Origin of the sequence: Solimonas soli DSM 21787, from assembly GCF_000474945.1 — a bacterium.
GTDB classification, from domain to species: Bacteria; Pseudomonadota; Gammaproteobacteria; order Nevskiales; family Nevskiaceae; genus Solimonas; species Solimonas soli.
This window is the reverse complement of record NZ_KI440838.1, coordinates 272,860-296,523: the sequence shown is the minus strand read 5'-3', so window position 1 is coordinate 296,523 and position 23,664 is coordinate 272,860. Positions and strand designations below refer to the sequence as shown.

At 67.9% G+C, this 23,664-nt stretch carries 20 protein-coding genes; 9 read left to right on the top strand and 11 right to left on the bottom strand.

The window, feature by feature from the left end; translation table 11 throughout:
* The first annotated feature begins 148 nt into the window (after nucleotides 1-148).
* Nucleotides 149-1,738: an OpgD/OpgG family glucan biosynthesis protein gene (locus K344_RS0117705; protein WP_028081786.1), complete on the top strand. Its 1,590-nt coding sequence runs from the start codon at nucleotides 149-151 to the stop codon at nucleotides 1,736-1,738.
* A 9-nt stretch (nucleotides 1,739-1,747) separates the two neighbouring features.
* Here the strand turns inward: K344_RS0117705 and K344_RS0117700 are convergent, their stop codons facing one another.
* A complete protein-coding gene (locus K344_RS0117700) occupies nucleotides 1,748-2,707 on the bottom strand; it encodes a LysR family transcriptional regulator (RefSeq protein ID WP_028081785.1) in 960 nt (319 codons plus the stop codon).
* Nucleotides 2,708-2,828: 121 nt separating this feature from the next.
* Here K344_RS0117700 and K344_RS0117695 point away from each other — a divergent pair, with 121 nt between their 5' ends.
* The 6 genes from K344_RS0117695 (at nucleotide 2,829) to K344_RS0117670 (ending at nucleotide 12,565) form a co-directional block, all read left to right on the top strand.
* On the top strand, nucleotides 2,829-3,431 hold the full coding sequence (locus K344_RS0117695) for an FMN-dependent NADH-azoreductase (RefSeq protein ID WP_028081784.1): 603 nt from the start codon (nucleotides 2,829-2,831) through the stop codon (nucleotides 3,429-3,431).
* 96 nt (nucleotides 3,432-3,527) lie between these two features.
* Nucleotides 3,528-4,397 carry a pirin family protein gene (locus tag K344_RS0117690; RefSeq protein ID WP_028081783.1) on the top strand — a complete coding sequence of 290 codons (870 nt, stop codon included), beginning with the start codon at nucleotides 3,528-3,530 and terminating at the stop codon, nucleotides 4,395-4,397.
* 202 nt (nucleotides 4,398-4,599) lie between these two features.
* Nucleotides 4,600-5,163, top strand: coding sequence for an alkyl hydroperoxide reductase subunit C (ahpC, locus tag K344_RS0117685; protein WP_028081782.1), 564 nt, complete (start codon nucleotides 4,600-4,602; stop codon nucleotides 5,161-5,163).
* 150 nt (nucleotides 5,164-5,313) lie between these two features.
* Nucleotides 5,314-6,885: an alkyl hydroperoxide reductase subunit F gene (gene ahpF / locus K344_RS0117680; RefSeq protein ID WP_028081781.1), complete on the top strand. Its 1,572-nt coding sequence runs from the start codon at nucleotides 5,314-5,316 to the stop codon at nucleotides 6,883-6,885.
* Nucleotides 6,886-7,442: 557 nt separating this feature from the next.
* Nucleotides 7,443-10,430: a protease pro-enzyme activation domain-containing protein gene (locus K344_RS23215; RefSeq protein WP_169729317.1), complete on the top strand. Its 2,988-nt coding sequence runs from the start codon at nucleotides 7,443-7,445 to the stop codon at nucleotides 10,428-10,430.
* Between the two features lie 341 nt (nucleotides 10,431-10,771).
* Nucleotides 10,772-12,565 (top strand): acyl-CoA dehydrogenase C-terminal domain-containing protein, encoded by a 1,794-nt coding sequence (locus K344_RS0117670; protein WP_028081780.1) that lies wholly within the window; start codon nucleotides 10,772-10,774, stop codon nucleotides 12,563-12,565.
* A 72-nt stretch (nucleotides 12,566-12,637) separates the two neighbouring features.
* Here the strand turns inward: K344_RS0117670 and K344_RS0117665 are convergent, their stop codons facing one another.
* The 8 genes from K344_RS0117665 to K344_RS0117630 all read right to left on the bottom strand — a co-directional run bounded on the left by K344_RS0117665 (nucleotide 12,638) and on the right by K344_RS0117630 (nucleotide 17,556).
* A complete protein-coding gene (locus tag K344_RS0117665) occupies nucleotides 12,638-13,213 on the bottom strand; it encodes a putative outer membrane beta-barrel protein (RefSeq protein ID WP_051362371.1) in 576 nt (191 codons plus the stop codon).
* A gap of 106 nt (nucleotides 13,214-13,319) precedes the next feature.
* Nucleotides 13,320-13,751, bottom strand: a complete 432-nt coding sequence (locus K344_RS23210) for a DUF3429 domain-containing protein (RefSeq protein WP_051362370.1) — start codon at nucleotides 13,749-13,751, stop codon at nucleotides 13,320-13,322.
* A 145-nt stretch (nucleotides 13,752-13,896) separates the two neighbouring features.
* On the bottom strand, nucleotides 13,897-14,478 hold the full coding sequence (locus K344_RS0117655; protein WP_028081778.1) for a ferritin-like domain-containing protein: 582 nt from the start codon (nucleotides 14,476-14,478) through the stop codon (nucleotides 13,897-13,899).
* Nucleotides 14,479-14,562: 84 nt separating this feature from the next.
* Nucleotides 14,563-14,796: a hypothetical protein gene (locus K344_RS0117650; RefSeq protein WP_028081777.1), complete on the bottom strand. Its 234-nt coding sequence runs from the start codon at nucleotides 14,794-14,796 to the stop codon at nucleotides 14,563-14,565.
* Nucleotides 14,797-14,901: 105 nt separating this feature from the next.
* Nucleotides 14,902-15,552 carry an MBL fold metallo-hydrolase gene (locus K344_RS0117645; RefSeq protein WP_043114849.1) on the bottom strand — a complete coding sequence of 217 codons (651 nt, stop codon included), beginning with the start codon at nucleotides 15,550-15,552 and terminating at the stop codon, nucleotides 14,902-14,904.
* A complete protein-coding gene (locus K344_RS22395; RefSeq protein WP_245586259.1) occupies nucleotides 15,549-16,697 on the bottom strand; it encodes a mechanosensitive ion channel family protein in 1,149 nt (382 codons plus the stop codon). Before K344_RS22395 ends, K344_RS0117645 begins: the two co-directional genes overlap by 4 nt.
* A 54-nt stretch (nucleotides 16,698-16,751) precedes the next feature.
* On the bottom strand, nucleotides 16,752-17,147 hold the full coding sequence (locus K344_RS0117635) for a YchJ family protein (protein ID WP_028081775.1): 396 nt from the start codon (nucleotides 17,145-17,147) through the stop codon (nucleotides 16,752-16,754).
* Between the two features lie 7 nt (nucleotides 17,148-17,154).
* Nucleotides 17,155-17,556, bottom strand: coding sequence for an MAPEG family protein (locus K344_RS0117630; RefSeq protein ID WP_028081774.1), 402 nt, complete (start codon nucleotides 17,554-17,556; stop codon nucleotides 17,155-17,157).
* 135 nt (nucleotides 17,557-17,691) lie between these two features.
* On the opposite strand from K344_RS0117630, the gene K344_RS22390 reads away from it, so the two are divergent.
* Together K344_RS22390 and K344_RS0117620 are read left to right on the top strand one after the other, a co-directional pair.
* On the top strand, nucleotides 17,692-18,867 hold the full coding sequence (locus K344_RS22390) for a PQQ-dependent sugar dehydrogenase (protein WP_084197578.1): 1,176 nt from the start codon (nucleotides 17,692-17,694) through the stop codon (nucleotides 18,865-18,867).
* Nucleotides 18,864-19,628 (top strand): SDR family oxidoreductase, encoded by a 765-nt coding sequence (locus K344_RS0117620; RefSeq protein WP_028081773.1) that lies wholly within the window; start codon nucleotides 18,864-18,866, stop codon nucleotides 19,626-19,628. Before K344_RS22390 ends, K344_RS0117620 begins: the two co-directional genes overlap by 4 nt.
* Before the next feature lie 6 nt (nucleotides 19,629-19,634).
* Here the strand turns inward: K344_RS0117620 and K344_RS0117615 are convergent, their stop codons facing one another.
* Together K344_RS0117615 and K344_RS0117610 are read right to left on the bottom strand one after the other, a co-directional pair.
* Nucleotides 19,635-20,429 carry a class I SAM-dependent methyltransferase gene (locus K344_RS0117615; protein ID WP_051362367.1) on the bottom strand — a complete coding sequence of 265 codons (795 nt, stop codon included), beginning with the start codon at nucleotides 20,427-20,429 and terminating at the stop codon, nucleotides 19,635-19,637.
* A gap of 106 nt (nucleotides 20,430-20,535) precedes the next feature.
* The gene (locus tag K344_RS0117610; protein WP_028081771.1) at nucleotides 20,536-23,589 is read right to left on the bottom strand and encodes a TonB-dependent receptor; all 3,054 of its coding nucleotides are present in this window, start codon (nucleotides 23,587-23,589) and stop codon (nucleotides 20,536-20,538) included.
* Nucleotides 23,590-23,664 lie beyond the last annotated feature (75 nt).

The window sequence follows — 23,664 nt, the reverse complement described above, 5'->3', positions numbered from 1 at the left end:
CATTACCGACCAAGCAATTCTTCTGCCAGAGGGCGATGCGCGCCGCTCAGCGGTCGTTCAGCGCGGCTGCGCGGCGCGCGCGACAGCGGGGGCTCGCTATGATCGCGAGCGTGCCGCAGAGCACTGAGACGAAGGAAACAGGAAGCACATGAACCGACGCCATCTGCTGAAATCCGCCGCCGCGCTCACCGCCGCCGGTTTGCCGGCACCGGCCGCGCTGCTGTCGCAGCTCGCGCAGGCCGACGAGCTCAAGCCGCTCGGCAAGCCGCAGCCTTTCGACTACGCGCGCCTCAAGGGCCACGCACGCACGCTCGCCGCGCAGCCGTACAAGGCGCCGCCGGACACGCTGCCGCCGCCGATCGCCTCGCTCGACTGGGACCGCTGGCAGTCGATCCGCTTCCGCGACGCGCACTCGCTGTGGCGCGACGAGAATCTCGACTTCCAGGTGCGCTTCTTCCATCTCGGCTTCACGGTCCGCACGCCGGTCCACCTCTACGAAGTCGTCGACGGCCAGGCGACCGAGATCGCCTATGACGGCGCGATGTTCGACTACGGCCGAAGCGGCGTGAAGGCGGGCTCGCTGCCGGAGAATCTCGGCTTCGCCGGCTTCCGCCTCAACTTCCGCGACGACTGGGCGCGCGATGTCGCCGCCTTCCAGGGCGCCTCGTACTTCCGCGCCGTCGGCGCCTCGAAGCAGTACGGCCAGTCGGCACGCGGCCTCGCCGTCGATTGCGGCCTGCCGCGCCCCGAGGAATTTCCGGTCTTCGTCGCGTACTGGCTCGAACGTCCGGCGAAGGGCGCGAAGCACGTCACCGTCTACGGCCTGCTCGACTCGCCGAGCATCGCCGGCGCCTATCGCTTCGTGCTGACGCCGGGCGAGCCTTTCGCGATGGACATCGACGCGGCGCTGTATCCGCGCCAGGACATCGAGCGCATCGGCATCGCGCCGCTGACCAGCATGTACCAGTTCGGCGAGAACGATCGGCGCATGGCCAACGACTGGCGCCCGGAAATCCACGACACCGACGGCCTGCAGATCTGCAATGGCCGCGGCGAATGGATCTGGCGGCCGCTGGTCAATCCGCGCGACGTGCACGTCAACTCCTTCTTCGACGACGGCCCGCGCGGCTTCGGCCTGATGCAGCGCGACCGCGATTTCGATCACTACCAGGACGACGGCGTGTTCTACGACCGCCGGCCGAGCACCTGGGTCGAGCCGAAGGGCGACTGGGGTCCGGGCGTGGTCATGCTCGTGGAGATTCCGACGGCCGACGAGACCTCGGACAACATCGTGGCGTTCTGGAACCCGAAGGACCCGGTCAGGCCCGGCCAGGAATATCTCTACGCCTACCGCCTGAGCTGGGGCGCCGGCAACCCGCGACAGACGCCGCTGGCGACGACGCAGGCGACGCGCACCGGCCTCGGCGGCGTCATCGGCCAGCCGCGCCGCTATTTCTCGTGGCGCTTCGCCGTCGACTTCGCCGGCGGCCCGCTCGCCCGACTGCCGCACGATGCGAAAGTCGAGGCCGTCGTCAGTCCGGCACGCGGCCGCGTCGAGATCGTCTCGGCACGGCCGCTCGACGCGATCCACGGCTGGCGCGCGATGTTCGACCTGGTGCCGGACGACAAGGCCGATCCGATCGACATCCGCCTGTACCTGGCGCTGAACGGCAAGCCGCTGTCCGAAACCTGGCTCTACCAGTACACGCCGCCGCCGCTGGCGGAGCGCCGGTTCTGAGCGACGCGCTCAGGCCGGCCCCGGACACTCCGTCGGTTTCCCGACTTCGCCGCGCGCGATCTTCTCGGCCAAGGCGCAGGTGTCGCGCACCTGTTCGCGGATGATCTCGGCGAGCCGCCAGGCGCCGCGGCCGGGATAGTCGCGGTCGGCGAACACCAGATACAGCTCGATGTAGCGCTCGCCTCCCTCGCGCATCGGCAGGCGCTTGAGCTCGCCGCGCTCGAGCTCGGCGCGGATGGTTTCCTCGGCGAACCAGGCGAAGCCGAGCCCCATCTTGGCGGCGGCGATCTGCGTCGCCTTGTGCGAGACCGTCCAGCGCTGGTCGGCACCGAGCCAGGCGCCGGATTCGCGGATGCGGTTGTGCGCCGAGTCGCGGACCACGAGCTGGCGATACGGCCGCAGATCGCGATACGTCAGCTCGCGGCCGAGCTGGTGCAGCGGATGGCCCGGGTGCGCGGCGGCGACGAAGCGCACGCGCATCAGCGGATCGCCGATGAAGCCGCCGGGCACGTGGCCGGCAATCGCGAAATCGACCTTGCGCTCGAGCAGCGCCTCGTCGGTGCCGCCGAGCACCGTCTCGTAGAGCTGGATGCGCGTCTGCGGGTGTTCCCCGGCGAAGGTGTCGAAGCAGCGCAGCAGCAGCCAGGTGGGAAAGATGATCTCGGCGGCGAGGTTGATCTCCGCCTCCCAGCCCTCGGCGAGGCCGCTGGCGCCGTCCTCCAGCGCCGCGGCCTCGGCGAGCAGGGTCTGCGCGCGCCGGTAGAGCACCTCGCCTTCGCGGGTCAGCTGCGCCTTGCGGCCCTGGATTTCGAAAATCTTCAGGCCGAGCAGGCTCTCGATTTTCTGCACCGCGTAGGTGATCGTCGATTGCGTCTTGTGCAGGGTTTCGGCGGCCTGCGCATAGCCGCCGGCCTCGACCACGGCGGTCAGCGCACGCCATTGTTCGAGCGTGATTTTCGGCTGGCTCATCGGCTGTCCCATCGATCCATTCGATCTTTATGGCCGATAAATTCCGCTTTTTTATCGAACAAGGCAATATTTAAATGGCGACACTTCTTCAGACACCGGCGCAAGCCCACGGAGTATCGCCATGAGCACCCTCCTGCAGATCAAGACCAGCGTTTTCTCGGACCACGGCAATTCGACCAAGCTCGCCAATGATTTCGTCGCGCGGTGGCAGAAGCGCCATCCGGACGGCCGCGTCGTGGTGCGCGACCTCGGCGCCAATCCACCGCCGCATCTCACCGCCGAGCGCGTGCAGGCGTTCTTCACGCCGCCCGAGCAGCGCACGCCCGAACAGCAGGCGCACTCGGCCGCCAGCGAAGAGCTGATCGACGAGCTGAAGTCGGCGGACGTGGTCGTGCTCGGCTTGCCGCTCTACAACTTCGGCGTACCGTCGACGCTGAAGGCCTACTTCGATCATCTGGCGCGCGCCGGCATCACCTTCCGCTACACCGCAAGCGGCCCTGAAGGCCTGCTCGCCAACCGCAAGGTCTATATTTTCGCTGCGCGCGGCGGCTTCTATCAGGGCACGCCGGCCGATACGCAGACGCCGTTCGTGACCACGTTCCTGAATTTCATCGGCCTTAAGGACCTCGAGTACATTTACGCTGAGGGTCTTAACGTCGGCGAAGAGCAGAAGCGTGCGGCGCTCGCCGCGGCATCCGAAAAGATCGTCAAGCTGGCTGCCTGAGCGGCAGCTTCGGCGCCGGCTCCCTCAACATCGATGCGCTGCTAACGACGGGCGGCGGACTCCACATCCGCGGCCCTGTCGAAGGAGAATCACAATATGAGCACCATCCGCACGCTGCGGCACATCATCCCGTCGATCGCCACCGCCGACGGTGCCGGCGTCAAGCTGCGCCGCAGCATCGGCAGCCAGCGCGGCCTGTATCTGGACCCCTTCCTGATGCTCGACGAGTTCTATTCGGACAATCCGGACGACTACATCGCCGGCTTCCCGCCGCACCCGCACCGCGGCTTCGAGACGGTGACCTACATGCTCGACGGGCACATGCAGCACCAGGACCATCTCGGCAACGTCGGCGATCTCGGTCCGGGCAGCGTGCAGTGGATGACGGCCGCGCGCGGCATCATTCATTCCGAGATGCCGAAGCAGACGGAGGGCCGCATGCGCGGCTTCCAGCTGTGGCTGAACCTGCCGGCGGCGGAGAAGATGAAGCCGGCCGGCTACCGCGACATCCCGGCATCCGAAGTGCCGGCCGTGCAGCTCGCGGATGGCGTCGAGGTGCGCGTGATCGCCGGCACGCTGATCGACGGCGGACGCCGCATCGACGGCCCGGTCAATCCATCCGGCGCGAAGCTGTCCACCGATCCGCGCTACTGGGACCTGCGCATCCCGGCCGGCGGCCACTTCACGCATGCGCTGCCGGAAGGTCACACCGCCTTCGTCTATGTCTACGAAGGCGACGCGGCGATCGCCGGCAAGGCGCTGCCGAACCGCGCGGCCGGCGCCCTCGGGCCGGGCGATACGGTGACGATCGCCGCCGGCGCCGGAGGCGCGCGCGTCCTGCTGCTGGCGGCGAAGCCGATCGGCGAACCGATCGTGCAATACGGTCCGTTCGTGATGAATACGCGCGAGGAGATCGAGCAGGCCATCCAGGACTACCAGAGCGGGGCGTTCGGCAAGGCCGCCTGAGGGTCCGGGCGGGCACGAAAAGGGCCGGCGTCCGCCGGCCTTTTTTTTGTTGCGGCGGCGCCGCGGCGGCCGGCTCGGCATGCCGGCGCGTCGATACAAAATCTTTATGGCTCGAATTTCAACAATCAATTTTGCAAATTGAGCCGGCGCGCCTAGGATGTCGGCTCCGTATCCACCAACACGACTTCAAGAGGGATTTCCGATGTCGCTGATCAATACCCCCATCAAGCCGTTCAAGACGCAGGCTTTCCACAATGGCAAGTTCATCGAAGTCACCGACGCCAGCCTGAAGGGCAAGTGGTCGGTCGTGATCTTCATGCCGGCCGCGTTCACCTTCAATTGCCCGACGGAAGTCGAGGACGCCGCCACGCACTACGCCGAGTTCCAGAAGGCCGGCGCCGAGGTCTACATCGTCACCACCGACACGCACTTCTCGCACAAGGTGTGGCACGAGACTTCGCCGGCGGTCGGCAAGGCCAAGTTCCCGCTGGTCGGCGATCCGACGCACCAGCTGACGCGCGCCTTCGACGTGCACATCGACGAGGAAGGCCTCGCCCTGCGCGGCACCTTCATCATCAATCCGGAAGGCATCATCAAGACGCTCGAGATCCACTCGAACGAGATCGCCCGCGACGTGTCGGAGACGCTGCGCAAGCTGAAGGCCGCGCAGTACACCGCCTCGCATCCGGGCGAAGTCTGCCCGGCCAAGTGGAAGGAAGGCGCCAAGACCATCGCCCCCTCGCTCGACCTCGTCGGCAAGATCTGAAGCGGTCTTCGTCGCGAAAGGTGCCGCGCTGGCGGCACGCACGAGGTGAGTTGAGCGGTAAGCCGTAACAACCCTCGTCCGGTTCCCCCGGACCGGACGAGTTTTTTTGTCTCGAAATCTGTCCCGACACCCAACTTTCAGGAGGAGTCCATGCTGGACGCCAATCTCAAAACCCAGTTGCAGGCCTATCTCGAAAAGGTCACGCGGCCGATCGAGATGGTCGCGTCCCTGGACGACAGCGCGGCTTCGAACGAGCTGCTCGAACTGCTGCGCGAGATCGAATCGCTGTCCGACAAGATCGCGCTGTCGACGCACGGCCAGGACGCGCGCAAGCCGTCCTTCGCGCTGACCAGCCCCGGCCAGCCGATCCATCTGCGCTTCGCCGGCATTCCGCTCGGCCACGAGTTCACCTCGCTGGTGCTCGCCCTGCTGCAGGTCGGCGGCCATCCGTCGAAGGCGCCGGCCGAGTTGCTCGAGCAGGTGACGAACCTGCAGGGCTCGTACAAGTTCGAAACCTATTTCTCGCTCTCCTGCCAGAATTGCCCGGACGTCGTGCAGGCGCTGAATCTCGCGGCGGTGCTGAATCCGAACATCGAGCATGTCGCCATCGACGGCGCGCTGTTCCAGGAGGAAGTCGAACAGCGTCAGGTGCTGTCGGTGCCGCAGGTCTTCCTCAACGGCGAGCCGTTCGCCTCGGGCCGCATGGATCTCGAGCAGATCGTCGCCAAGCTCGACACCGGCGCCGCCGCGCGCGACGCCGAGAAGCTCAAGGCCAAGGCGCCGTTCGACGTGCTGATCGTCGGCGGCGGCCCGGCCGGCGCGGCGGCGGCGATCTACGCCGCCCGCAAGGGCATCCGCACCGGCATCGCCGCCGAGCGCTTCGGCGGCCAGGTGCTCGACACCATGGCGATCGAGAACTACATCTCGATCCCGGAAACCGAAGGTCCGAAGTTCGCGGCCGCGCTGGAGCAGCACGTCAAGGCGTATGACGTCGACATCATGAACCTGCAGCGCGCCGAGAAGCTGGTGCCGGGCAAGGATCTGATCGAGGTGCAGTTCGCCAACGGCGCGGCGCTGAAGGCGAAGTCGGTGATCATCGCCACCGGCGCGCGCTGGCGGCAGATGAACGTGCCCGGCGAGAGCGAGTACCGCAACAAGGGCGTGACCTACTGCCCGCACTGCGACGGCCCGCTGTTCAAGGGCAAGCGCGTGGCGGTGATCGGCGGCGGCAACTCCGGCGTCGAAGCGGCCATCGACCTCGCCGGCATCGTCAAGCACGTCACCCTGCTCGAGTTCGACGGCCAGCTGCGCGCCGACGCGGTGCTGCAGCGCAAGCTCTACAGCCTGCCGAACGTCACCGTCATCACCTCGGCGCAGACCACCGAGGCGCTCGGCGACGGCCAGAAGCTGACCGGCCTGATCTACAAGGATCGCAAGAGCGGCGCGTCGCAGACCGTCGAACTGGAAGGCATCTTCGTGCAGATTGGCCTCCTACCGAACAGCGAGTGGCTGAAGGATTCGCTCAAGCTCTCGCCGCGCGGCGAAGTCGAGGTCGATACGCACGGCCGCACCTCGGTGCCCGGGGTGTTCGCCGCGGGCGACGTGACGACCGTGCCGTACAAGCAGATCGTCATCGCCGCCGGCGAAGGCTCGAAGGCGGCGCTGTCGGCCTTCGACCATCTGATCCGCAGCTCGGCGCCGCAGGAAGCCAAGGCCGCCTGATCGTCTGCTGACGTCGGCCTTGACGACGGCCTCCCGGATCCGGGAGGCCGTTTCGTTTTGCGCGACGAAAAAGCGCAGGCGTGCACCGAGGTGCCGCGCCGACGCCTGACACGCGGTATCGCGGCTTTCCTTCCGTTCCCGCGCAGGGACTGCGCACTGCGGGAGACACCGCAGCGCGGCGCGGGCGAAGGGCTTACAGCGCCCTGGGGATTGCCCCTGACTGCCGCGCAATGGCTGATGGGAAAAATAAACTAAGCACGCGGATTTACCCCCAGATGGGCGCGAAAAGCCTGGCGCGTGGCACCGCGCTTGCGCTCAGATTGCCGAGAGCTGACATCAAAGTCAGCAAGGGGAATGGGGATGACAACAGACGGCACATCGAAGGCGGCCTTTCGGCCGTGCCGCGTCCGCGCTCGCCCACCATTCGCGTGCCCGGCCAGCGTTCAGCTCGAAGAACGCGAGACGACACGCAACCCCGCCGCAACGCACGGAACGCCGCTCGTTCAGGACTGCTGCCACAGCCGCGGTATGGGCTGATCACTATCGGGAATATTCAAATGTCTGATCGTCTGGAGCGCCGCAAGCGGCGCGGGTTGGGGGCTGCCGCAGCGCTCGCGCTGCTGGCCGGCAGCGCGGCGGCGCATGCCTGGGTCGATACCGCGACCAAGGCTTTTCCGTTCAAATCGAGCGTCGCGCTCAGCGACGTCAAGGACGCGCAGCCGCTGCGCATCGTGGTGGCGCTCAAGCTGCGCCGTCAGTCGGAACTGACGCAGTTCCTCAAGGATCAGCACACCGCCGGCACGCTGTCGTACGGCGCGGTGCTGAAGACCGGCGAATTCGCGTCGCGCTACGCGCCGAGCGCGGCCGATGCGCAGGCTGTCGTCAACTATCTGAACGGCGCCGGTTTCAGCAATGTGATCGTGCAGCCGGGCCGCACGCTGATCAGCGCGACCGGCACCGCCGCCGTCGTGCAGAAGGCGTTCAACACGCAGCTCAAGCAGTTCACGCTCAACGGCAAGACGCAGTTCAGCAACGTGAAGGCCGCGCAGGTGCCGGATGCGCTCGGCAATCTGGTGCTGTCGGTGCTCGGCCTCAACAGCCTGGCGACGATGGAGACGCATCACGTCAAGGCCGGCGCCAACGCCAGCCTGCCGGCGCTGAACCTCAGCTACGACTCCACGCAGTTCCAGACCGTCTACAACGCCGGCAGCACGCCGACCGGCGCCGGCACCTCGCTGGCCATCTCCAGCGCCGGCAGCGATCTGTCACAGGTCGTCGCCGATCTGCGCCAGTACGAAGCGGCCAACGGCCTGCCGCAGGTGCCGGTGCGCATCGTCAACGTGCAGCCACCGGGCACGGACACGGCGGGAGACGGCGAATGGGCGCTCGACAGCCAGTCGTCGAGCGGCATCGCCGGCAACCTGAAGGAAATCATCTTCTACAACGCCGCCTCGATGAGCGACGGCGACCTGCTGCTCGGCACCAATCAGTTCGCGCAGGACAACCGCTCGAAGATCGGCAACATGTCGTATGGCGGCTGCGATCTGCTTTACGCACTCGAAGGCGGCGCGGCGGCGAGCGACGCCTCGTTCCAGCAGGCCGTCGCGCAGGGCCAGACCTGGTTCGCGTCGAGCGGCGATGCCGGCGCGGCGTGCTCGGTGCTGATCAATCTCGGCCTGCCGGACTCCGGTCCGATCAGCGCCGAATATCCGGCCTCGTCGCCATACGTCGTGGCCGTCGGCGGCACCACGCTGCTCTCCGACAGCGACTACCACTATGTCAGCGAAGTGAGCTGGGACGCCGGTGGCGGCGGCACCAGCTACTTCGAGCCGGCGCCGGACTGGCAGAAGGGCGTCGCCCTGCTCGCCTCGCTCGGCCTGCGCGCGGTGCCCGACATCGCGATGGATGCGGACCCGTACACCGGCGCGGCCCTGTTCGTCGGCGGCGAAGACGCGGTGATCGGCGGCACCTCGCTGTCGTCGCCGCTGTCGGCCGGCGTCTGGGCGCGCATGCAGAGTGCGCGCTGCAACAGCCTGTCGTTCATCGCGCCGCTGGTCTACGGCCTCTACGACGGCACGCCGCTGTCGACCGCGGCCGGCTTCCATGACGTGCTGCTCGGCACCAACGGCCTGTGGCTGGCGACGCCGGGCTGGGACTACACGACCGGCTTCGGTTCGATGGACATCAGCGCGCTGAACGCCGCGCTGCCCGCCGCTCCGGCGAGCTGCCCGGCCGATCCGATCGCGGCCGATCCGGCCGGCAGCGTGACCATCGTCGGCTACGGCAGCACGACTGGCGGCGACGACGGCTGCACGAGCACGGAAACGACGCTCGCCGAGTGGGATCAGACGGTCGGCCTCGCGGTCGCCGGTTTCGGCGGCGCCGCGGTCACGCACGACTTCACGCTGCCGAGCGATGCGAGCATCAGCGGCCTGCGCGTGCGCGTCAGCTGGGACAGCACCCGCACCGATCTCGACATGACGGTGACGCCGCCCTCGGGCGCGACGCTGTCATCGGCGCAGGGCAGCACCGATTTCGAGGAAGTGAATTTCGCCGCCGGCAACGGCGTCGGCTCGGCACCGCCAGCCGGTCAGTACACGGTCTCGGTGACGCCGTACAGCAACCTCAAGCCGAATTATCCGATCCACGGCGCGGCCTACGTCACCACCAGGACCTGCAGCGGCGGCAGCACCGGCGGCGACACGACCGGCGGCAGCACCACCGGCGGTGACACCGCGGGCGGCTCGACGACCGGCGGCGGCACGACGGGTGGCGATAGCACGGGTGGCAGCACCACCGGCGGCGACGGCGGCCCGACCTCGGCGCCGACGGCAAGGCTCTCGGCTTCCAAGACCACTGGTCCGGCGCCGCTGCAGGTCGTGTTCGATGCGTCCGCTTCGGCGAGCAGCGATGGCTCGGCGCTGAGCAGGTACACGTTCTTCTTCGGTGACGGCACGGATCCGGTGGAGAGCAGCTCGGCCAGCCTCAGCTACACCTATCCGGCGGCCGGCTCGTTCGACGCCAGGGTGGTGGTGACCGATGTGAACGGCAACACGGCAACGTCCGCCGCCGTGACGATCACGCCGACCACGACGATCACCGTCGGCGGCTCGGATCACGCGGTCGCCGCGATGATCGCCTCGCCGAGCAGCGGCTCGGTGCCGCTGACCGTGCAGTTCGACGGCTCGCACTCCTTCGGCGCCTATGGCCAAGCCATCACGCACTACAGCTGGGACTTCGGCGACGGCGCGACGTTGACGACCACCACGCCGACCACCTCGCACGTCTACACCCAGGCAGGCACCTACACACCGTCGCTCTCGGTGACGGACAGCGAAGGCAATGTCTCGCCGGAAAAGGCCAGCGCCCAGGTCAAGGCGGTTGCCGGCAGCGGCAGCGGCGGCACGACGGGTGGCACGACGGGCGACGTCAGCGGCGGCTCCGGCGGTGGCGGCGGCGCGCTCGGCTTCGGCCTGCTCGCCGGCCTCGCCGGTCTCGGCATGCTGCGGCGTCGGCGTCGGACGGGCGCGTCGCACGGAAAATGACTGCGGCGCGCGCCGCTGCGGCGGGCGCTGTTTCAAGAAAGGGATGGCCGCGAGGCCATCCCTTTTTTTGTATGCGCCTCGCGCGCCTTCCCGCCGAAGCGCCGATTCAGCCGCGGCGCACCGCGATGATGGCGTTGCGGCGGCAGGCGGAGCGGACCGGACCGGAAAGGCCTGTGTCCCGACCGGCCGGCCCGCGCCGCGGACAGCGTCGGAACGCCGGCCATGTCGAAAAATCATCCCGCGATACTGCACTGCAACAGAAACATACGGTACAGTATGGACGCCGATTTTCCGCGCGTTCCCGCGAACGCAGAAGCCCTTTTCAGATCCGGAGATTTTCCATGCCGCAATACACCCCCCCGCTGCGCGACATGCAGTTCGTCCTGCACGAACTGCTCAACGTCGAGCAGGCGTTCAAGGAACTGCCGCCGCACGCCGACCTCGACGGCGAGACCGTCAACTCGATCATCGAGGAAGCCGGCAAGTTCGCCTCGGAAGTGCTGTTCCCGCTGAACCAGTCCGGCGACGAGGAAGGCTGCACCTACGTCGGCGACGGCGTGGTCAAGGCGCCGAAAGGCTTCAAGGAGGCGTATGCCCAGTACTGCGAGCAGGGCTGGCCGGCGCTGTCCTGCGATCCGGCCTTCGGCGGCCAGGGCCTGCCGGAGCTCGTCAACAATGTGCTGTACGAAATGCTCAACTCGTCGAACCAGGCCTGGACGATGTACCCGGGCCTGTCGCACGGCGCCTACGCGGCGCTGACCGCGCGCGGCAGCGACGAGCTGAAGAAGATGTACCTGCCGAAAATCGTCTCCGGCGAATGGACCGGCACGATGTGCCTGACCGAGCCGCACTGCGGCACCGACCTCGGCATCCTGCGCACCAAGGCCGAGCCGAACGGCGACGGCTCCTACGCGATCAGCGGCACCAAGATCTTCATCTCGGCCGGCGAGCACGATCTCTCCGGCAACATCATCCACCTCGTGCTCGCGCGTCTGCCGGACGCGCCGGAGGGCACCAAGGGCATCACCCTGTTCCTCGTGCCGAAGTTCATCCCGAACGCCGACGGCACGCCGGGCCAACGCAACACCGTCAAGTGCACGTCGATCGAGCACAAGATGGGCATCCACGGCAACGCGACCAGCGTCATCCAGCTCGACGGCGCCAAGGGCTGGATCATCGGCGAGCCCAACAAGGGCATGAACGCGATGTTCATCATGATGAACGGCGCGCGTCTCGGCGTCGGCATGCAGTCCCTGGGCCTCGGCGAAGTCGCCTACCAGAACTCGCTGGCCTACGCGAAGGATCGCCTGCAGTCGCGTTCGCTGAGCGGTCCGAAGCTGAAGGACAAGCCGGCCGATCCGATCATCGTCCACCCGGACGTGCGCCGCATGCTGCTGACGCAGAAGGCCTACAACGAGGCGGCGCGCGCGCTGTGCTACTGGGTCGGCCTGATGATCGACCAGTCGCACAAGCACCCGGACGCGCAGGTGCGCGAGGATGCCGACGAGCTGGTCGCGCTGCTGACGCCGATCGTCAAGGCTTTCATCACCGACAACACCTTCGAGGGCACCAATCTCGGCATGCAGGTGTTCGGCGGCCACGGCTTCATCAAGGAAACCGGCGTCGAGCAGTACGTGCGCGACGCGCGCATCAACCTGATCTACGAAGGCACCAACACCATCCAGTCGCTCGACCTGATCGGCCGCAAGGTGCTGCAGGACGGCGGCAGGAAGCTGATGAAACTCGGCAAGCTGGTGCAGGAGTTCGTCAAGGCCCACGCCGCCAACGAGCCGATGAAGGAATTCGTAGAGCCGCTGATGGACATCGGCGACAAGGTCACCAAGCTGACCGCGGAGCTGGGCCAGAAGGCGCAGAAGAATCCGGACGAGATGGGCGCCGCCGCCGTGCCGTACCTGCGCGTGGTCGGCCACCTCGTCTATGCGTACCTGTGGGCGCGCATGGCCGCCATCGCGCTGGCCAGGCAGGGCGAATCCGAGGAAGGCAATTTCTACAAGGCCAAGCTGGCGACGGCGCGCTTCTACTTCGCCAAGCTGCTGCCGGAAACCGCGTTCCAGATCCGCTCGGCGCGCGCCGGTTCCGACGCCCTGATGGCGCTCGACGCCGCGCTGTTCTGATCGTCGTTGCCATACGAAAAAGGGCCGGCATCGCCGGCCCTTTCGCTTTGCGGCGGCCGCCGCGGCGGCGCCTCAGAATTCCCAGACCAGATGCAGGCCGTAGCTGTCGGCGTCGTACTTGTTCCCGAACTCGTCCTTGTAATCCATGCTCGTGTAACGCGCCACGAACCAGCGCCAGCCGGCTTCGAGCGAGACGCCGAAGGCATCGTCGAATTTCACGTTCGGCGCGATATCGTCGCCATGGAACTTGATGCCCGTGTGCCAGGCACCGCCGGCGCCGAGGCGCACGCCGTTCGGGAAATGCCAGGTGGCGATGACGTCGACCGGCACGCGGTCGAGATAGATGTCGGCGTTCGAGGCACGCGTCGATTCGTACTTGTAGCCGACCGTGGCGCGCACCGACCATTCGGCCGCCGGCTGCACGTAGAAGCCGAGCGCGGCGCCGAGCCCGCGGCCGGCGTCGACGCTGTCCGAGGAGTCGTTCTCGTAGTAGACACGCGCCACTTCGTCGCCGCCGAACTCGGCCGCGCCTTCCAGCACGAAGCCGAAATGCACCGGCGAAACCACGCGTGGCATCTGCGCCGTGGCCGGCAGGGCGGCGAACAGGGACAGCGCGGCGGCGCCAAGGGCAAGGGACGATGTCTTCATGCGACCTCTCTCGGAATCGATGGAGCGCGGGACGAGCGGGCACGATAGCAATGCGCCGGCGCGGCCGGCCAGTGCGCGGCCGACGCCGCCGTGACGACGCGCACGTTCAGCCGAGCCAATGGCGCCAGGTGATGCACACCAGGACGCCGAGCGTGAGCACGACGCGCAGGCGGAAATAGCTGCTCATCGGATCGAGCACGCGCTCGCGCCACAGCTCGGCGAGCGCCAGCAGGATGAAGACACCGGCCAGCGCCGGCAGCGCCAGCGAGAACGGCAGCATCACCGCGCCCCAGCTGAGCAGCATGAGCAGCGCCGACGCCACCAGCCCGAACAGGCCGGCCGGATTCTCGGCGACGATCAGCGCCAGCCCCCAGAAGGTGCCCGACATGAAGGCGGCGATCAGCGCCGCGTAGAGCAGCCAGGCCTGGTCGAGCCAGACCGGCGCGCTCTGCGGCGACAGCGTCAGCCACAGCGGGCCGGCAATGAACGGCAGGAGGCCGGCGTAGCCGAGGGCGAACAGCAGGCGCGGCAGGTTCATGGTGCATTCCTTCGGTGCTGATGCAGCCTAGAAGCCTGAGCGGCCGAAACGCAAGCGGCCGCGGCTCCCGACGCGCCGCGCGCCGCGAGGCGCCGCAACGCAAAAGGGCCGGCGCTGCCGGCCCTTGCACGCGGGAAAGAACGGATCAGTGCGCTGAGCGCAGCGCGGCCTCGCGGGCCGGCTCGCCCTTCTTGCCGAGCTCCTCGAGCAGCGTGCTGAGGTCTTCGGCGTGCTCCTCTTCCTTGGCGAGGATTTCCTCCATCATGCGCCGCGTGGTCGGATCGTCGTTGCCGAGGTACTGCACGATCTCGCGGTAGCTGTCGATGGCGATGCGTTCGGCGATCAAGTCTTCCTCGAGCATCTGCACGAGATCGTCGCCCTCGATGTACTCGGAATGGCTGCGCGTCAGCAGGCCGTCAGGCGACAGATTCGGCTTGCCGCCGAGCTGCGTGATGCGCTCGGCGAGCTGGTCGGCGTGCTGCTGCTCCTCGTTGGCGTGTTCGAGGAATTCGGCGGCGACGCTCTTGGCATGGATGCCGCTCGCCGCGTGGTAGTGATACTTGTAGCGCAGCACGCAGACGATCTCGGTGGCCAGCGCTTCGTTGAGGATGCGGATCACCGCTTCGCGGTCGGCGCGGTAGCCTTCCGTCACCGCGCCGCGCTCGATGTGCTCGCGCGCGCGGCGGCGGATCGTCTCGATGTCGGTGAGGAACGGTCTGTTACCCATGGCAGGACTCCTTGGCTGTGAGATGGGCCGTTTCCGTGCCCGCCCATCAGCCTGCCGGGCGGCGCTGAATCGCGCCTGACCCGCTCAGCCCGGCGCCGCGAGTGGCCGAAGGCGCACTCGAAGGCGCGCGGGCGCGGGCCGGCGAAACACCGGCCAGCGCGCAGGCGCAGCCGATGTCGCGCGCACGATGGGCGCATCCAGCAGCCCGGCCTGCGGCACGCCGGGGATGAGCGGATGCCAGCTCGCCGGCAAGGCCAGCGTCCACAGCCCGTCGATCGCCAGACCCGCTCCCAGCAACAGCGCGATGAGCGCCGGCATGCCCGAATCTCCATTCCGTCCGGCGCTGGACGAGGCAGCCGGCCGGAATGTGACATGGCGCGAGGGGCGCGCGCTACGCGGCCACGGCCGCCGCCCGGGCGGCGCTCAGCCGAACAGGCGATCGGCGACGAAAGGATTGCCGCGCCGCTCCTCGCCGAAAGTCGACAGCGGCCCGTGGCCCGGCACGAAGCGGATGTCATCGCCGAGCGGGAACAGGCGCTCGCGGATCGAGCGAATCAGGTCCTCGTGATTGCCGCGCGGAAAATCGCTGCGGCCGATACTGCCGGCGAACAGCACGTCGCCGACGAACGCGAGTTGCGAAGGCGCGTGGTGGAAGACGACGTGGCCGGGCGTGTGTCCCGGGCAGTGCAGCACTTCGAAGGCGAGGCTGCCGAGCGTGACCGTGTCGCCCTGCCGCAGCCAGCGCGTCGGCACGAAGCTGCGCGCCGGCGGGAAGCCGTAGCGCGCCGCGGCCTCCGGGATGCCGTCGATCCAGAAACCGTCGCCCTCGTGCGGTCCCTCGATCGGCACGCCGAGGCGTTCGGCGAGCTCGGCGACGCCGCTGGCATGGTCGAGATGGCCGTGCGTGACCAGCAGCTTGTCGATCGTCACGCCGTGATGGCGCGCGCGTTCGAGCAGGCGCTCGACCTCGCCGCCGGCGTCGACGAAGGCGCCGCGCATCGTCTCCGTGTCCCAGATCAGCGAGCAGTTCTGCTGGAAGGCGGTGACCGGAATGATTTCACAGCGCAGGCTCATGGCGACTCGGATCGTTGGGTGACGGCGTCGGTCGACTGTAGCGGATCGTTGGCGCTGCGGATACGCAGCGGCTCGCCGACGTGCAGCATGCGCGTCGGATACGCGAAGCCGATGCCTTCGGCCTCGAACTTGCGGACCATGGCCAGGTTGATGGCCTGCTGGGTGTCCATGTACTTGTTGAAATCCGGATCGAGCATCCAGTACACGACCTCGAAGTCGTAAGAGGATTCGCCGAAGCTCGCGAAATGCGCGCGATCGAAGCGCACGGTGGGCTGCGCCACGACGATCTCGCGCACCTGGTCGGCAATCTTCTCGAGCTTCGCCACCGGCGTTTCATAGAGGATGCCGAACTTGAACACGACGCGACGCTCGCGCATGCGCTTGTAGTTGCGCAGTCGCGACTTCAGCAGATCGCTGTTCGAGAACACCAGCTGCTCGCCGCCGAGGCTGCGCAGGCGCGTGGTCTTCAGGCCGACGTGCTCGACGGTGCCCATGTAGTCGTCGACGATGATGAAGTCGCCGACCACGAACGGCTTGTCGATGACGATCGACAGCGACGCGAACAGATCGCCGAGGATGTTCTGCACGGCCAGGGCGACGGCCACACCGCCGACGCCGAGGCCGGCGATCATGGCGGTGACGTCGATGCCGAGATTGTCCAGCACGACCAGCGTCAGCATCGACCACAGCACCAGCTTGCCGACGAATGCCAGCGCGCCAAGGCTGGTCGTCGCGCCGGGGTTCTCGGCCGCCGCGCGCTCGCGCGAGCGCGCGATCCAGAAATCGAGCAGCGCGGCGAGCCAGAGGCCGAGCTGGACGATCACGGCGATTTCGGCGGCGCGCGCGAGTCCGCCGTCGAGCTTGTCCGGCAGCACCAGCGAGCGCGAGGCGATCAGCAGCGCCGGCAGCCCGGCGAGCCACAGCTTCGTGCGGCGCACGACCGCGATCAGCGAGTCGTCGAGCGACGTCGTGGTCCGCCGCGCGATCGCGCCGAGGCGGCGCACGACGAGGCCGCGCACGGCCCAGACCAGGATGACGATGGCGGCGGCAACGATGAATGCGTACAGCCAGCGCAGCAGCGAATTGCCGAGAAACTCGAATTCAAGCATCAGTATCGTCCTGTCGGTGTCAACGGGACGTACCATGGTAATGATATCGAACGCAGTGTCGACCTTTGCCGCGGATGAAGCGGTACGCCTTCAGTCCGGAAATTCGCCGTCGACGTAGAACCAGCGCCCGGCCTCGCGGCGGAACCGGCTGCGTTCGTGCAGGCCTTGCGCGCTGCCGCCGCCGATCTTGAACTTGGCGACGAATTCGACGACCGCCGCGTCGCCGTTCGCGACATGCCGCAGCACTTTCAATCCCAGCCAGCGCGTCGCCGGATCGAACGCGACGCGCGCCGGCCGCGTCGCCGCGTCCCAGGTGTCGAGCAGATACGGCTCCAGCCCGCGCGCGTAGGCGCTGTAGCGCGAGCGCATCAGCGCCTCGGCGTCGGCCGCCGCGGCGCCGGCATGCAGGGCGCCGCAGCATTGCGCGTAGGCGCGCGCCGAGCCGCAGGCACAGGTCGCGTCCGCCGGCGCGCCGGCTTTCACCATGGCGCGCTCAGGCCAGCAGGCTGGCGGCGCGCATGCCCTGCCAGACGCACAGCGCCGCGGCGATCAGCAGCACGATGAAGCTCAGCAGGATGCCGAGCATGCGGCCGAGCTTGAACTGTGCGGTGAACGACAGCGCGATGCCGTGCAGCACGCGGCCGACGAGCAGCGCCGCACCGAGCGCGTGCAGCACGTAGATCGAGAAATGACTGAGTTCGAGGATCGCGATCAGCAGCAGCGTCAGCGGCACGTATTCGGCGAAGTTGGCATGACCGCGCACGCGCCGCGCCATCTCGGCGTTGCCGCCGTCGCCGAGATGGATCTGGAACTTTCCCCGCCCCTGCACCACGCGCACGCTCAGCACGAGGAACCACAGGCCCAGCAGTCCGGCGTACAGCGGTGTGACGATCATGGCGGCTTCTCCCTTTTTTGACCGCCGCCAGCCTAGGCGAGCATCCCGCACGCGGCAAGCATTCAGCCGCGATGCGCATGATGCGAGAATCGGCGGCGACGGCCACGCATCGCGTCGCTCCGGGAGAAAAAAACGATGAAGCCATTGGCGAACCGGCGGGCCTGGCAGGCCGCCCTGCTGGTGTCGGCCCTAGCGCTCGCGCACTGCGGCGGCGGTGGCGGCCTGCCGGACGAGGAGCCGCCGCCCGTCGGGGCCGTCGCCGCGCAGCGCGCGTTCTCCGGCCTCGGCTTCGACGCGCCGCTGTTCGTCACCGCGGCGCCCGGCGACACGCGGCGGCTGTTCGTCGTCGAGCAGGGCGGTCGCGTCTACGTGATCGACCGCAGCAGCGCGAGCCCGGGCAAGCAGCTCTTTCTCGACATCGGCACTCGCCTCGACACGGCGGGCGAGCAGGGCCTGCTCGGCCTCGCCTTCGATCCGGCCTACGCCACGAACCATCGCTTCTATGTCTACTACAGCGCCGCCCCCGGCACCGGCGGCGTCGCGCGCAGCACGGTCGTCGCGCGCTACACGGCGCGCAGCGCCGACGAGGCCGATCCGGCTTCGGAAACGAAGCTGCTGACGATCACGCAGCCGGCGGACAGCAGCAAAAATCACAACGGCGGCTGGATCGGCTTCGGTCCGGACGGCAAGCTCTACGTCGCGGTCGGCGACGGCGGCGGCACCGGCGACCCGGACAGGCACGCGCAGGATCTCGGCTCGCTGCTCGGCAAGCTGCTGCGCATCGACGGCAACGGCGACGTGCCCGCCGACAATCCCTTCGTCGGCCAGAGCGCCGCACGCGCGGAAATCTGGGCCTACGGCCTGCGCAATCCCTTCCGCAACAGCTTCGACCGCGACAACGGCACGCTGTGGATCGGCGACGTCGGCCAGAGCGCCTGGGAGGAAATCGACATCGGCGCCAGGGGCGCCAACTACGGCTGGCGCAAGTACGAGGGCACGCACGTCTACAATAGCGGCGACCCGGCGCCGGCCGGCGTGACGATGCCGGTCTTCGAGTACGACCACAGCAACGGCCGCTGCAGCATCATCGGCGGCTACGCGTATCGCGGCGCGGCGCTCGCCGGCATGCAGGGCCGCTATGTCTACGCGGACTACTGTTCCGGCGAAATCTGGGCGCTGGCCGACGATCGGCAGTCGAGCACGCGCCTCGCCACACTCCCGACGCAGCCGACGTCGTTCGGCGAGGACAGCGACGGCGAGCTGTATCTCAGCGGCGCGAACGGCGCGCTCTACAAGCTCGTGCCGCCATGAGCGCCGCCGCCACACGGGCGGGCTCCGCCGTCGTCACCGCCGGCGCGCAGGGCATCGGCAAGGCGATCAGCGCGGCACTGATCGCGCGCGGCCTGCACGTGGTCATGCTCGACGTCGATCGCCAGGCCGGCCGCGCCGCCGAACAGGAACTCGGCGGCGCGACCCGCGCCGTCTTCGTGCGCGGCGATGCCGGCGACGCGAGCGCGGTGCGTGCGGCCATCGCCGCCGCGCGCCGCCTCGGGCCGCTGCGCGCGGCGGTCGCCAATGCCGGCATCTCCATCCCGAAACCGCTCGCCAAGCTCAGTCTGCGTGAGTGGAATCGCGTGCTCGGCGTGAATCTCGGCGGCGGCTTCCTGCTCGCCAAGCACGCCGCGCCGGCCCTGCGCCGCACGCGCGGCGCGATCGTGCTGATCGCCTCGACCCGCGCGCTGATGTCGGAACCGGACTGGGACGCCTATGCCGCGAGCAAGGGCGGCGTGGTGGCGCTGACGCACGCGCTGGCGATGAGCCTCGGCCCCGAGGTGCGCGTCAACTGCGTGAGCCCCGGCTGGATCGCCACCGACGCCTGGCAGGCGCCGTCGCGGCGCAAGGCGCCGGCGCTGTCGAAGCAGGACCATGCGCAGCATCCGGCCGGCCGCGTCGGCAAGCCGGAGGACATCGCCGCCGCGGTCGCCTACCTGCTGTCCGACGAGGCCGGCTTCGTCACCGGCGCGAATCTGGTCGTCGACGGCGGCATGACGCGCAAGATGATCTACGCCTGAGTGCGTTCAAGCGGGCTTCTGCGCGCTGACGACGCGCGTCGGCGTCACGAACAGGAAGCTCGGCGCACCGACGCGAACCTGCGCGCATCCCAGCTCGCGCAGCAGCGCCGCGTATTCGGCGCCGTGGCGGATGTCGATCAGCACGACGCGCCCGCCGGGCCTCAGCACGCGCATGATCTCCTCGATGGCGCGCCGCCGCCCGTCGCGCTCGGCGATGTTGTGCAGCGTCCAGCTCGACAGCACGACGTCGAAGCTCGCGGCGTCGAACGGCAGGCGCCGCGCATCGGCGCTGCGCACCTCGATCCGCCCGGCGACACTTTCGAGGCGCGCGTTGCGCAGCGTCGCCTGCGGACTGTTGCGCGCCTGGTCCTGCGCGCGCCAGATATCGATGCCGACCGCCCGGCCGCTCGTGAGCCGCTGCGCGGCGCCGATCAGCATCAGGCCATGCCCGCAGCCGACGTCGAGCACCTGCTCGTCGCCGCGCCAGGGCAGCGTCGCCAGCACCTTGTCGCGCAGGCGCAGCTTGCCGACGCGGCTGCCCCACAGCATCACGCAGGCGGTGGCGACGAAGGCATAACCCATCCAGCCGAGCGAGCGCGCCGTGCCGAGCAGGGTCTGCGCGTACTGCGGCGGCAGCATCGCGACCAGGCTCGGTGCGGCGAAACCGACGACGATCGCCAGCGTGCCCATGGTGAGAAAGCGGCGCACCGCGTCCGGCGCGTCGATGCCGTAATCGGGCAATGGGGTATCGCGGGAGCCGCCCTTCATCTGCAGACCCATCAGGCCACGGCCGGGCAGCATAGCGTACCGTGCGCATGCATCCGCCGACTGGCGCCAAGCTCCGCCGGGCCTGCCCTTGGGCCCGGAAAAAACGGCGGCCCCAGGGCCGCCGTCCGCCACCGCCGCCTTACTTGAACTCGTAGCCGAGACTGAAGCGGAAGTAGCGCGGCTTCTGGAACGAATCGGAGTCGCGCGGCGTGCCGTAGGCCGGGTTGTCGATCGTCAGCAGTTCCTTCGACTCGTCGATGTTGGTGACGGTGTCGCCATTGAGCACGTTGAAGACATCCATGCCGAGCGTCAGGCCGGGCACGAACTTCGGGCTGTAGCTGACCGACGCGTTGAGATCGATGATCCAGCCCAGGCGTCCCTCGCTGCCGCGACCGACCCGCTTGCCGTCGACATACGAGAACTCCCCCTCGTACTGCTCGTTGTACGCGTCGATGATGGCCTGATTGGTCTGCGGGTCGTAATCACCCAGCGGCGTGCCGGGCGGGATGCGGCCATAGGCGTTCTTCGGCCGGCCGCTGATGGCCGAGAAGCTGAGACCCACCATCCACTCGTCGGTGATCGCATAGGCCCCGGAGATCTTGACGTTGTGGCGGTGATCCTGCGGCAGGTCGCCGTAGGAAATGAGCTGCGGGAGATCGAAGGTCGACGAGATGCCTGGATCGGCCTGGCCCGTATCGGAGCGCGCGTAGCCTTCGAAGTTGCCGTAGGTGTGCGACCAGGTATAGCTGCTCTTGACGAACCACTTGCCGTCGAACGCGCGATCGAGGTTCAGCGTGAGGGCGTAGTACTTGCGTTCCGCCTTCGGCAGGCCGAGGAAGTCGGACGTCAGCGTGACGTTGTCGATCTCGCCGTCGAAGTTCCAGTCCTGATTCCTGATCACCGCATCGCGGCCCGGATTCAGCAGGACGCAGCCATAGGTGAGATCGCCTTCTTCCGTCGGGAAGTAACCGCAGGTGTCTTCGATGACCTCGTTCAGGCGGCGATGCAGACCCTTGATGCCGGCGCTCCACGACGGCGCGACTTCCATCTCGTAGCCGAGGATGAACTCGTCCTGCGAGGACGGCTTGAGGTTCGCGGCGCGCGGATAGTCGTTCGAGACCGCGGCGGACGTGGTCGCACCGATCTTGTCGCCGAGCGTCGGGATGCCGGTCAGCGGATCGATCGCGGTGAACTCGTAGTACGAGCTCTCGTCGACGCCGCCCGAAAGCGTGCGCGTCGCGGTGTTGGTCTCGATGGGCATGTAGTAGCGCCCGTAGTTCGCATAGATCCTCGAACGGCCGTCGTCGAGCGGATCGAAGGCGATGCCGAGGCGCGGACCCCACTGCTCGTCCTGCCTGGTCCAGGACCGGCCCTGGCGGTTCTTGAGGTCGAAGGTGTCGTTGCGCAGGCCGAGCGACAGCAGCAGCTGCCGATGGATCTGCCAGCGATCCTCGATGTAGTACGCGCTCAGGTCGTTGTCGAACTTACCGAAGATCGGATACGTGCGCAGACGCACGAAATCGGCGCCTTCGGCGATGGTCTCGCCACCCACGGAGCATCCCGCCTCGGGATCTTCCTCGTTGTGGCAGCGCGAGTAGGTATAGACCGTGCCGTTGCCGACGTAGGCCTGCGTGATGTCCGTCGTCAGGTCCTCGACTTCGTAGCCGGCCTTGACCTGGTGCTCGCCGAGCAGCGAGAAGAAGAACGTGCCTTCCAGGCGCCAGGATTCACGCGTGTCCAGGATGTCGCGATTGCGCGTCTCGGCCGAGACACAGCCGAGACGCTCGTTGGAGCCGGTGCGGTTGTCGATCACCGCCGTGCACGGCCCGCCGTCGCCCGCCAGCGCGGACGACTTGTCCTTGATTTCGCCATGGCCGTACAGCGCGGAGAGGCTGAACCAGTCGGCGACCTGTCCGTCGTAGTTGGCGATGTAGGCCTGACCGCCGGTGGTCGCTTGCGTCCTCGAACTCGCCGCGCCGACCGCCTTGTCGTCGAAGTCATAGTCGTAAACGGCGATTTCCGAGTCGCGCTCGTCGGAGAAGGTGGTGAACTGCAGGCGGTGGCCCGGCGCGAGATTGGCGGCGAGATTGAGCGCGTAGTAGAGCGGGCCGTCCGACTTCTCCTTCGAATACGTGTCGCCTCGCGCGCCGACGTACTGGCTCGAGATGTCCTTCATCCCGACCACGCCATAGAAGAACAGGCGGTCCTTGATGAGCGGCCCGCCCGCGAACAGATTGCCTTCGACGCCGTCGTCTTCGTCGGCACTGTTGTAGACCTTGTGGACGACCTTGCCCGCGTTGTCGACGAAATCCACGTCGGGCGAGTGCCCGCGCGCCCATTCCGGTTCCCAGAACAGATTGCCGCCGGCCAGGAAGCTGTTGGTGCCGGTCTTGCTGACCATGTTGACGACGCCGCCGAGCGAGCGCCCGAAGGCCGCGGAGTAGCCGCCGGTCTTGATCTGCGTCTCCTGCAGAAACTGGAAGGGCACTTCGCTGCCGCCGAGGCCGAGGCGGAAGTCGGTGATGTTGAAACCGTTGAGGAAGAAGCCGTTCTCGAGCGGCGAGGCGCCGCCGAAGGCCACCAGATGGTTGCCCTGCTTGGTCTCGTAGTCGCTCGATCCGGCGCTGGCGTCGGGCGCCAGCATCTGCACGGCACTGATGTGGCGCTGCACGGGAAGCCTTTCGAGTTCCTCCGCGCTGAGATTCGTCGAGGTTTCCACGGCAGTCGTGTCGACATTGCTGCGCTGGCCCGTGACCGTGACTTCGGCGATCTCCTCGGCGACGAAGCGCAGCTGCGCGCCTTCGCCGATCGACACCGTCACGGTCTGTTTCTGCTCGCCGCCCTCGACGACGGCCGTGACCTCATAGCTGCCGACCGGAACCGCGGTGATCTGGAAGCTGCCGTTCGCGCCGGCCACGGTGCCGCGGACGTAGCCGGTTTCCGCACTGCGCAGGGTGATGTTCGCGCCTGCCGGTGCGATGCCGTAGACATAGCCTTCGGAATTGCTCGCGGCGCGCGCCGCGCCGGGCGCCAGCACGGTCAGCATCAGGCCGCTCTCCAGCGCCGTGAGGGCCAGCGGGCTGCTCAGGGCAAGCGCGAGCGCGCTCTTCCGCCAGGGCCGCTCTGCCGCGCGATGCCGTGCCTGGCCCGAAAGCCGGTGGCGCGCCGGCCGCGCATGTAAGGAATCCGTCATTGAAATCTCCCAAGTGCGTTAGATGATTGCGGGCAGGAGCCGGACGGCTTCCAGCGCGGTAATCAGCGCGCGCCG

Excerpts from the sequence above, each read along its gene's own strand:
- K344_RS0117635 (WP_028081775.1), bottom strand. The coding sequence starts at position 17,147 with ATGGTGAAAGCCGGCGCGCCGGCGGACGCGACCTGTGCCTGCGGCTCG.
- K344_RS23215 (WP_169729317.1), top strand. The coding sequence starts at position 7,443 with ATGTCTGATCGTCTGGAGCGCCGCAAGCGGCGCGGGTTGGGGGCTGCC.
- K344_RS0117665 (WP_051362371.1), bottom strand. The coding sequence starts at position 13,213 with ATGAAGACATCGTCCCTTGCCCTTGGCGCCGCCGCGCTGTCCCTGTTC.
- K344_RS0117670 (WP_028081780.1), top strand. The coding sequence starts at position 10,772 with ATGCCGCAATACACCCCCCCGCTGCGCGACATGCAGTTCGTCCTGCAC.
- K344_RS0117615 (WP_051362367.1), bottom strand. The coding sequence starts at position 20,429 with ATGCTGCCCGGCCGTGGCCTGATGGGTCTGCAGATGAAGGGCGGCTCC.
- K344_RS0117700 (WP_028081785.1), bottom strand. The coding sequence starts at position 2,707 with ATGAGCCAGCCGAAAATCACGCTCGAACAATGGCGTGCGCTGACCGCC.
- K344_RS22395 (WP_245586259.1), bottom strand. The coding sequence starts at position 16,697 with ATGGTACGTCCCGTTGACACCGACAGGACGATACTGATGCTTGAATTC.
- ahpC (WP_028081782.1), top strand. The coding sequence starts at position 4,600 with ATGTCGCTGATCAATACCCCCATCAAGCCGTTCAAGACGCAGGCTTTC.
- K344_RS0117705 (WP_028081786.1), top strand. The coding sequence starts at position 149 with ATGAACCGACGCCATCTGCTGAAATCCGCCGCCGCGCTCACCGCCGCC.
- ahpF (WP_028081781.1), top strand. The coding sequence starts at position 5,314 with ATGCTGGACGCCAATCTCAAAACCCAGTTGCAGGCCTATCTCGAAAAG.
- K344_RS22390 (WP_084197578.1), top strand. The coding sequence starts at position 17,692 with ATGAAGCCATTGGCGAACCGGCGGGCCTGGCAGGCCGCCCTGCTGGTG.
- K344_RS0117655 (WP_028081778.1), bottom strand. The coding sequence starts at position 14,478 with ATGGGTAACAGACCGTTCCTCACCGACATCGAGACGATCCGCCGCCGC.
- K344_RS0117695 (WP_028081784.1), top strand. The coding sequence starts at position 2,829 with ATGAGCACCCTCCTGCAGATCAAGACCAGCGTTTTCTCGGACCACGGC.
- K344_RS0117630 (WP_028081774.1), bottom strand. The coding sequence starts at position 17,556 with ATGATCGTCACACCGCTGTACGCCGGACTGCTGGGCCTGTGGTTCCTC.
- K344_RS23210 (WP_051362370.1), bottom strand. The coding sequence starts at position 13,751 with ATGAACCTGCCGCGCCTGCTGTTCGCCCTCGGCTACGCCGGCCTCCTG.
- K344_RS0117620 (WP_028081773.1), top strand. The coding sequence starts at position 18,864 with ATGAGCGCCGCCGCCACACGGGCGGGCTCCGCCGTCGTCACCGCCGGC.
- K344_RS0117645 (WP_043114849.1), bottom strand. The coding sequence starts at position 15,552 with ATGAGCCTGCGCTGTGAAATCATTCCGGTCACCGCCTTCCAGCAGAAC.
- K344_RS0117610 (WP_028081771.1), bottom strand. The coding sequence starts at position 23,589 with ATGACGGATTCCTTACATGCGCGGCCGGCGCGCCACCGGCTTTCGGGC.
- K344_RS0117650 (WP_028081777.1), bottom strand. The coding sequence starts at position 14,796 with ATGCCGGCGCTCATCGCGCTGTTGCTGGGAGCGGGTCTGGCGATCGAC.
- K344_RS0117690 (WP_028081783.1), top strand. The coding sequence starts at position 3,528 with ATGAGCACCATCCGCACGCTGCGGCACATCATCCCGTCGATCGCCACC.